The organism is Sulfitobacter sp. 15WGC, assembly GCF_005068605.1.
GTDB classification, from domain to species: Bacteria; Pseudomonadota; Alphaproteobacteria; order Rhodobacterales; family Rhodobacteraceae; genus Sulfitobacter; species Sulfitobacter faviae.
The window spans coordinates 63,833-71,092 of the sequence record NZ_SZNL01000016.1; the positions used below are offsets into that span (position 1 = coordinate 63,833).

6 protein-coding genes and 1 pseudogene are annotated in these 7,260 nt (G+C 65.3%); 5 read left to right on the plus strand and 2 right to left on the minus strand.

Annotated features, from left to right (window positions below; translation table 11 throughout):
- The 4 genes and pseudogenes from ccoG to ccoS form a co-directional block, all read left to right on the plus strand.
- On the plus strand, positions 1-1,580 hold a 1,580-nt coding region (ccoG, locus tag FCK22_RS13850), incomplete at its 5' end, for a cytochrome c oxidase accessory protein CcoG (protein ID WP_136720508.1).
- The gene (locus FCK22_RS13855) at positions 1,577-2,050 is read left to right on the plus strand and encodes a FixH family protein (RefSeq protein WP_067267908.1); all 474 of its coding nucleotides are present in this window, start codon (positions 1,577-1,579) and stop codon (positions 2,048-2,050) included. The genes ccoG and FCK22_RS13855, both read left to right, overlap by 4 nt.
- Positions 2,047-4,166: pseudogene (locus FCK22_RS13860) on the plus strand (heavy metal translocating P-type ATPase). The gene FCK22_RS13855 and the pseudogene FCK22_RS13860 overlap by 4 nt, the downstream one beginning before the upstream one ends.
- Positions 4,163-4,348 (plus strand): cbb3-type cytochrome oxidase assembly protein CcoS, encoded by a 186-nt coding sequence (gene ccoS / locus FCK22_RS13865; protein WP_067267906.1) that lies wholly within the window; start codon positions 4,163-4,165, stop codon positions 4,346-4,348. Before FCK22_RS13860 ends, ccoS begins: the two are co-directional and overlap by 4 nt.
- 55 nt (positions 4,349-4,403) lie before the next feature.
- Here the strand turns inward: ccoS and FCK22_RS13870 are convergent, their stop codons facing one another.
- Entirely contained in the window at positions 4,404-5,087 is a 684-nt protein-coding gene (locus FCK22_RS13870; protein ID WP_067267904.1) for a helix-turn-helix domain-containing protein, read from the minus strand.
- A gap of 155 nt (positions 5,088-5,242) precedes the next feature.
- On the opposite strand from FCK22_RS13870, the gene FCK22_RS13875 reads away from it, so the two are divergent.
- Entirely contained in the window at positions 5,243-5,977 is a 735-nt protein-coding gene (locus tag FCK22_RS13875) for a response regulator (protein ID WP_067267919.1), read from the plus strand.
- Here FCK22_RS13875 and FCK22_RS13880 read toward each other — a convergent pair.
- On the minus strand, positions 5,974-7,260 hold a 1,287-nt coding region (locus tag FCK22_RS13880), incomplete at its 5' end, for an ATP-binding protein (RefSeq protein WP_136720509.1). The two genes, FCK22_RS13875 and FCK22_RS13880, sit on opposite strands and share 4 nt — an antisense overlap.

Genomic DNA, 7,260 nt, shown 5'->3' on the forward strand with positions numbered 1-7,260 from the left:
CGCCCCCCCCGCTTTTCGCCGCCCGCGAGCCGATCTTTCCCCGCCGGGTCAGCGGGTTCTTTCGTTGGTTGAAATGGGTGATCCTGATCCTCACGCTGGGGGTCTATTACATCACCCCGTGGATCCGCTGGGACCGGGGGCCGAACCTGCCGGACCAAGCGGTTCTGGTCGATCTTGCGAACCGGCGCTTTCATTTCTTCTGGATCGAGATTTGGCCGCATGAATTCTACTTCGTGGCGGGGCTACTGATCATGGCGGGGCTGGGGCTGTTCCTCTTCACCTCCGCTCTGGGGCGGGTTTGGTGTGGCTATGCCTGCCCGCAGACCGTCTGGTCCGATCTCTTCATGACCGTGGAGCGTTGGATCGAAGGCGACCGCAACGCGCGTATCCGTCTGCACAACGCCCCCTGGAGCCTGCGCAAGGCGCGGCTGCGGGGGGCGAAATGGGTGGTCTGGCTGTTGATCGCGGTGGCGACAGGCGGGGCTTGGGTCTTTTACTTTGCCGATGCGCCAAGTCTGGCGCGTGACCTCGTGACCCTGCAAGCCGCCCCCGTGGCCTATGCCACCATCGCCGTGCTGACGGCCACGACCTTCATCTTTGGCGGTTTCATGCGCGAACAGGTCTGCATCTACATGTGCCCTTGGCCCCGTATCCAAGGCGCGATGATGGACCCCGGCACACTGACCGTCGGCTACCGCAAATGGCGGGGCGAGCCGCGGGGCAAGGGCGGGGTGAAGCGCCAGAAAGCGGCGGCAGAGGCGATCGGCAGCGGCGATGCGGTGGCCCGCTATGGTGCGGCGCTCGACAAAAACACCGCGGGCGACCGCCAATCGCGGGACGGCGAGGTTTTGGGCGATTGCATTGATTGCAACGCCTGTGTCGCGGTCTGCCCGATGGGGATCGACATCCGCGAAGGCCAGCAGATGGAATGTATTACCTGCGCGCTCTGCATCGACGCCTGCGACGATGTGATGGCCAAGATTGGCCGACCGCGCGGGCTGATCGACTATCTCGCGCTGGATGATGAGCCGCCCACCGCGCCCAAGGAAAGCGCCGCCGTGGCGGGCTTTGCGGAAGCGCCTGCCGGTGACGTCGCCGGGGCCACTGCGCCGCCCTGGCAGCCCAAGCCGCTTTGGCAGCATGTCTTCCGCCCGCGTACCTTAATCTATACCGCCGCTTGGGCCGCCATTGGTGTGGCGCTTGTCGTGGCGCTCTTCATCCGGCCCGAGATCGACATGACCGTGGCGCCGGTGCGCAATCCGACCTTCGTCACCCTCTCGGACGGGTCGATCCGCAACGCCTATGACATCCGCCTGCGCAACAAACATGGGGAGGCACGGGATTTCCGGCTGTCTCTCGCCGGAGACCGCGGTTTGGACCTCAGCGTCGAGGGGGCGGCGGGCTCGGTGGTTTCCGTGCCCGCAGACACCACCCGCCTGCAACGGGTCTATGTCATCGCCCTGCCGCAGAGTGACGCCGCCACCGCGCCGCGCAGCGATCTGCGGTTCTGGGTCGAAGACGTCCGCTCGGGCGAGCGGGCCTTTGGTGACACGATTTTCAACGGAAAGGACAGCCAATGACCGCAGCGCAATTGCAACGGGGGCGCCCCCTGACAGGCTGGCATGTGCTGGCGATCTTCGTGGGCGGGTTTTCCATCATCATCGCGGTGAACCTCGCGCTCGCTTTCAACGCGGTGCGCACCTTCCCGGGCAAGGAAACCGAATCGAGCTACGTCGCCTCGCAAAATTTTGACAGCGACCGCGCGGCGCAAGAAGCGCTCGGCTGGGCGGTGCAGACCGAGTTGACGGGGGATGCGCTCCGCTTGGCGGTGCAGGATGCCAATGGCGTGGTGCAGCCCGAGATCATCGCGGCGACATTGGGCCGGGCGACCACCGTGGCGGATGACATGACACCCGACTTCGCCTGGGATGGCCATGCGTGGACCGCGCCCGTTACCGCAGGCCCCGGCAACTGGAACCTGCGGATCGAGATGCGCGCCGCCGATGGCACGCTCTTTCGCCGCCGCATTCCTTTGCAGGTGAGACGATGACCGTCGCCGCCTGTCCCGGCTGTATCGCAGGCACCCCCTCGGCCGAGGCCGCGGCGCAGCACATTGCGGAGAACGACAAGGCCATCCATCTCGCCCTGCCGCAGATCCGTTGCGCGGCCTGTATTGCGGGGGTCGAGGGGGTCTTGGCCCGCTTGCCCTCGGTCAAAGCCGCGCGGGTGAACCTTGGGGCCAAACGGGTGCGGATCGTGCTGAGCCCCGGGTATGACGCCAGCGCCGCGCTTCAGGCGTTGAACGACGCGGGCTTTGAGGCACATGAGCTGGACGCGACCGCCCTGCGGCCTGCGGGGGATGACACGGGCCGCCGTCTGTTGGCCCGCGCCGCCGTGGCGGGCTTTGCCATGATGAATGTGATGGCGGTCTCCGTCGCGGTCTGGTCCGGAGCGGGCGATATCACGCGCGAAATGTTTCACTGGGTCTCTGCCGCCATCGCGTTGCCCGCCTTGGCCTTTTCGGCGGTGCCCTTCTTCGCCTCGGCATCGATCGCCCTGCGGGCGGGCCGAATGAATATGGATGTGCCGATTGCGCTGGCGATCCTGCTGGCGGCGGCAACCTCGCTTTATGAGACTTTCGCCGCCACCGGGGCGCATACTTGGTTCGATGCGGCGCTCTCGCTGACCTTTTTCCTGCTGGTGGGCCGCTATCTAGAGCATCGCGCGCGGGCCACAGCACGTTCCGCCGCGGCGGAGTTAACGGCGCTGGAACTGCCCCGCGCGACCCGTCTGACCGCGACGGGGCGTGAGACGGTGGACGTCAGCGCCCTGATGCCCGATGACCGCATCGCCCTCGCTGCCGGGGCGCGCGCGCCGGTGGATGGCATCGCCTTGGGCGCGGTGATGGTGGACCGCTCCGCCCTGACCGGAGAGGCCGACCCCGTCGCGGTGGCGACGGGCGGCCGATCTGCGCGGGCGAGGTAATCCTTGGCACGCCGCTGACCTTAAGGGTCGCCCGCCGGGCCGAGGACAGCACCCTGCGCCGCCTTGCGGCTTTGGTCGAGGTCGCTGAGACCGGCAAACACCGCTACAGCGGGATCGCCGACCGCGCCGCGCGGCTTTACGCGCCGGTGGTGCATGGGCTGGCGGCGCTGGCTTTCGTGGTCTGGTGGGCGCTGACGGGGGACCTTTATCACGCGATTGCGGTGGCCACGGCGACGCTGATTATCACATGCCCTTGCGCGCTGGCGCTGGCCATTCCGGCGGTGACGGCGGCGATGACCGGGCGTTTGTTCCGCGCGGGCGTGTTGCTGAAATCCCCCACGGCGTTGGAGCGTTTGGCCGAGATCGACACGGTTCTCTTCGACAAGACCGGCACGTTGACCGAAGGCGTCGCGCGGCTGCCCGCGCTTGATGCAGAGGCGGCATCGGTCGCGCTTGCCCTCGCGCAGGCGTCTGACCACCCCGCCTCGCGCTCCTTGGCGGCGGCGTTGCAGGGGCAGATGCCCGCCGATCTGCGCGACCTGCAAGAGGTGCCGGGCGAGGGCGTCTGCGGCCTTTGGCACGGGGCGCTGGTCTCTCTGCGTCGCGGGCAGGAAGGGCCGGAACTGTATCTGCCGGACCGCTCTATTCCCTTGCCCCTGTCCGAGACGCCCCGCGTCGGGGCGGCGGAAGTCGTCAGCGCCCTGCGCGGGCGTGGGATGGAGGTGGCGATGGTCACCGGCGATACCGCGCAGCGTGCAGAAGTATTGGCCGAAACCCTCGGGATCGCCACGGTTCATGCCGCCGTTCGGCCTGAGGATAAGGCCGGTCTGGTTCGCGACATGGCTGCGCGGGGCAAGCGGGTGCTCATGGTGGGCGACGGGCTGAATGACACGGCGGCGCTTGCGGGGGCGCATGCCTCTCTCGCGCCTGCTACGGCGCTGGATGCCGCGCGGGTCGCCTCAGACGGGGTGATGCTGGGCGGTGATCTTTCGGCGGTCGCCGATACCCTGCGGCTGGCCCGCCGGGCGCGCAGCCGTATTCGCCAGAACCTCGGGCTGGCTGCCGCCTATAACGCGGTCGCCATCCCGGTGGCGGTCATGGGCTTCGCCACCCCGCTGATGGCGGCGGCGGTGATGTCTTCCTCGTCTATCCTCGTGGTTTTGAATGCGGTGCGCCGATGAATATCCTGATCGTTCTCATCCCCGTCTCCGTCTGTCTTGGCGCGGCGGGGCTTGCGGCCTGTCTCTGGACGCTGCGCAATGGGCAGTACGATGACCTCGAAGGAGACGCGGCGCGGATTTTGCTGGAGAATGGCGCGCCTAATGGGGACACCCAACAGCGCGATTCCGAAAAGGCGACCTAGAAACGCAAAACGCGGGCCGAGACCCGCGTTTTCTTAGCTCAATAGAAGACTGCTGTCAGTCGGCAGCCTGTGAGGCCGAGATGAGCGCGTCCATATCCTTGATCAGCACGGTCTGAGAGGTTTCGAGCGCGATGATATCTTGCTTGCGCAGGCGGGTCAGGGTGCGGCTCACCGTCTCAATCGTCAGGCCGAGGAAATCCGCGATGTCGCTGCGGGTCATCGGCAGGGCGCAGGTGGTGTAATTGCCGATCGGCCTGCCGGTGCGCTCCGCCAGCGTGATGAGGAAGGAGGCAACCTTTTCCAGCGCAGATTTGCGCGCCAGCATCATGAAGTGATCCTGCATCGCCGAAATCTCACGCAGGGCGGCGTTCAACAGCCGTTTATGCGTCTCGTGATCCCCCTCGAAATCGTCGAGCGCATGGCGGCGGTGGGCGATCACCTCTGCCGTCTGGATCGCCTCGCAATCGCTGTGATGGAGCGCGCCATTGGGAAAGCCGATGATGTCGCCGGGCAGGCCAAAGGCGATGACCTGCCGCCGCCCGTTGTCGAGCACGCGGGTCAGGCGAAAGACGCCCGAGGTGATCTCATAGATATGGTTGGCGATATCGCCCTCGCGAAACAGATGGCTGCCGACCGCCTGCCGCCTGCGCGGCGATTGCGCGGCGGGGGTGCGGGAGCAAAGCTGCGCCTCGGGCACTTTGGTTGCGGGGGTGAACTCATTGGATAGCGTCACGTACATGCGATCGTCCTTTCTGCGGCGCCGTCACATTCTCAAGCGCATGTCGCAGAACGACCTTTGGTCTCGTATCCATTTGTAACGCTTTGTCGCAGGGAATGGCGTGGCGGGTGGTGCTCGCTTGGGTTGCGGATTATACAAACGCAACTTTTGGGGTGATGGGCGTGACCGCGAAGAAGATCCTTGTTGTTGATGACGATGCCAAGATCCGGACGCTTCTGAGGCGCTGCCTTGAAAGCGACGGCTACCTTGTGACCGAGGCGCATGACGCGCAGAGCGTGGGCGCGGCCTTCGCGGCGGAGGCATTCGATCTGGTGACCTTGGATCTGAACCTCGGCGCGGAGGACGGGCTGGACATCGCGCGCGACCTTCGCCGCGATCATGACGTGCCGATCTTCATGGTGACGGGCAAGGACGATGTGATCGACCGCGTTGTCGGGCTGGAGCTGGGCGCGGATGACTATCTGACCAAACCCTTCCATGTGCGTGAGGTCTTGGCCCGCGTCAAATCCGTCCTGCGGCGAAGCGGCAAACGCGAGGCGGAGACGCCCGCGCCGCAAAGCGCCGACCCTTGGCTTGCGCTCGACGGGTTGAAGATCAACCTCGACCGGATGCTGCTGGTGGGCCGGAACGGGCAGGAGGGGGATCTGACCACGGCTGATTTCAAACTCTTGGCCGCCTTTGTGAACCACGCGAAAAAACCCTTGTCACGCGACCGGTTGATGGATCTGATCGACGGGCAGAATTGGGCGCCCTTGGACCGCACCATCGACAACCAAGTGGCACGGCTGCGCAAGAAGGTCGAGCGTGATCCGGCGCGTCCGCTATTGATCAAAACGGTGCGCGGGGTGGGCTATGTGTTGACCGAAAGCCCCACCGCCACCTCGGTTTAATCCTGTAACAAGGCGCGAAACGCTTCGGCCAGATCCGCTTGCCTATAGGGTTTGCGTAAGAGGGAGAAGGCATGGCTCTCTTCCTCGCCGCGCAGGACGTTTTCGGAAAAGCCCGAGGTGATCAATATCCGCAGATCGGGCATTTCCGCCGCGACCCGTTTGGCCAGCGCATGGCCCGACAACTCCCCCGGCATCACCAGATCGGTAAAAACCACGTCGATGTCATCGCGGTCTTGCAGGATGTCCCAAGCCGCATCGCCGGTGGTCGCCGTAACGCAGTCGAACCCCAGCGACTCCAGCCGTCGCTCCGACAGGCGCAGGACCATCGGGTCATCCTCGACCAGCAGCACGCGCAGGCCGGTGCCGATCCCGGCGTGCTGCTCTGGCGCGTCGCTGGAGGCCGTCCGCGCGCTGGTGCTGTCCACGAGGGCGGGGAAATAGAGGCTGATCGTCGTGCCCTTGCCCAATTCGCTGTAGATCGCGATATGCCCGCCGGATTGCTTGATGAAGCCGTAAACCATCGACAGGCCCAGCCCCGTGCCTTGGCCGACCGGTTTGGTCGAGAAAAACGGCTCCATCGCGCGGGTGCGGGTCTCAGCAGACATGCCTTCGCCCGTGTCCGCGATCGACAGGCGGATGTAGTTGCCCATGTCGATGCCGATTTCTTGTGCGACATAGGTGTCGTCGAGCTGCATGTTGCGGGTTTCCAGCGTGATTTTACCGCCCGAAGGCATGGCGTCTTGGGCATTGAGCGCGATGTTGAGCACGGCAGTCTGAAGCTGGGTGGCGTCGACCTTGGCCAGCCAAAGATCCTCGGCAAAGCCCGTCTCGACCGCGATATGCGCGCCGATGGTACGTTTGAGCATCGCCACGGCTTTTGAGACTTCGGCGTTAAGGTCGATCTCCGCCGCGTTCAAAGTTGTCTTGCGGGCAAAGACCATCAGGCGCGAGGTGAGGTCCGCGCCGATCTCTGCCGCCTCCAACGCGTCCGAGATCAGCGCGCCGCTTTTGGCCGAGGTTTCCGACATCTCCAGCAGTTCCAGATTGCCAATCACGACCGTCAGAAGGTTGTTGAAATCATGCGCGATGCCGCCGGTCATCTGGCCGATGGCATCCATCCGTTGCGAGCGGGCGCTGGCCTCCTCGGCGGCTTTTCGGCGCGACAGATCGTGCATAATGCCGACAAAGGCGACCTCGCCCGAGATATCGGCGCGGCCCACGGAAAGATGCAGCGGGAAGACACTGCCATCGGCGCGCAGCCCTTCCACGTCGCGGCCCACGCC

Excerpts from the sequence above, each read along its gene's own strand:
- FCK22_RS13875 (WP_067267919.1), top strand. The coding sequence starts at position 5,243 with ATGGGCGTGACCGCGAAGAAGATCCTTGTTGTTGATGACGATGCCAAG.
- ccoS (WP_067267906.1), top strand. The coding sequence starts at position 4,163 with ATGAATATCCTGATCGTTCTCATCCCCGTCTCCGTCTGTCTTGGCGCG.
- FCK22_RS13870 (WP_067267904.1), bottom strand. The coding sequence starts at position 5,087 with ATGTACGTGACGCTATCCAATGAGTTCACCCCCGCAACCAAAGTGCCC.
- FCK22_RS13855 (WP_067267908.1), top strand. The coding sequence starts at position 1,577 with ATGACCGCAGCGCAATTGCAACGGGGGCGCCCCCTGACAGGCTGGCAT.